This is a genomic window from Nocardioides glacieisoli (assembly GCF_004137245.1).
Lineage (GTDB): Bacteria > Actinomycetota > Actinomycetes > Propionibacteriales > Nocardioidaceae > Nocardioides > Nocardioides glacieisoli.
This window is the reverse complement of record NZ_SDWS01000035.1, coordinates 1-1,130: the sequence shown is the minus strand read 5'-3', so window position 1 is coordinate 1,130 and position 1,130 is coordinate 1. Positions and strand designations below refer to the sequence as shown.

The window sequence follows — 1,130 nt, the reverse complement described above, 5'->3', positions numbered from 1 at the left end:
TGTTCTGTCCAGGCACGTTGGGCACGAGGTCGATGGGTGATTTGCCCTTGAGCGAGGTGTGTCCGCGGTGGTGATTGTAGAAGTGGAGCCAGGCCGGGTAGCTGGCCAGTCGTTCAGCTTCTGAGCGGTACTCGACGGCGTAGGCCCATTCCTCGAGCAGGGTGCGGTTGAAGCGTTCGACCTTGCCGTTGGTCTGGGGCCGGTAAGGACGGGTCCGGCGGTGCTTGATCCGTTGCCCGGCCAAGGTCTTGGCCCACAGTCTTGAGCGATAACAGGAACCGTTGTCGGTCAGCACGGCACGCACCTTGATGCCGTGGCGGGCGAACCAGGCGCGGGCGCGTCGCCAGAACCCCACGGCGGTTTCCTTGCGTTCATCGGCGAGGACCTCGGAGTAGGCCAGCCGGGTGTGGTCGTCGACGGCGTGGTGAAGGTAGACGTAGCCTCGTGAGGGTGAAGCGCCCGCGCGGGCCGCGGCGGTGCGTGCGACGTGAACTCTTCGGTCCTGCTCGGAGCCTCGGCCGTGGATGCGCCAGCCGCCGCCCGCGGGGATCTTCCCGAGCTTCTTGATGTCGATGTGGACGAGGTCGCCGGGTGCATCGTGCAGGTAGTGGTTCGCCTTGGCCCTGGCCCACTTGATTCGGGTCCCGGTGGCCGGGTCGGTCCACTTCAGCCGCGGGCACCGGTACCGCTGGAGGACCTTGTGGACCGTCGAGGGGTTCAGGCCCAGGTGGTAGGCGATCCGGGCCGGCCCCCACCTACGGCTGACACGCAGCCCGAGGATCCTACGTTCGGTCCGCTGGGTCAGCTGGTGCGAGCAGCGGTGCGGGCGCGATGACCGGTCGAGCATGCCGGCTGCCCCCAGGAGCCGGTAGCGGTCAGCCCAGCGGCGTGCGGTGGTGACACTGACCGAGAACCGTTCGCCAGCACGAGCCAGGGTCCAGCCCTTGTCGACCACCAGCCGAGCCAGCTTCAACCGACCAGCTGGCGTCAGAGTCGCGTTCGGATGGGTAGCGTGCATCGTTGAAGACCTCCGAGTTTGAGGAGTGGTTGCGTGGTAGCTCCACACCTCACTCGGAGGTCTTCGTCATCGCCAAGCAGAAACGCCGTACCTAACGTCCGTGGTCAGAACA

The 1,130-nt window shown here is 66.4% G+C and carries 1 protein-coding gene; it reads right to left on the bottom strand.

Annotated elements, in window-relative coordinates:
- A partial coding sequence (locus EUA06_RS22245) for an IS481 family transposase (protein WP_129479885.1) occupies window positions 1-1,018 on the bottom strand: 1,018 nt, incomplete at its 3' end.
- Between the last annotated feature and the right edge of the window lie 112 nt (window positions 1,019-1,130).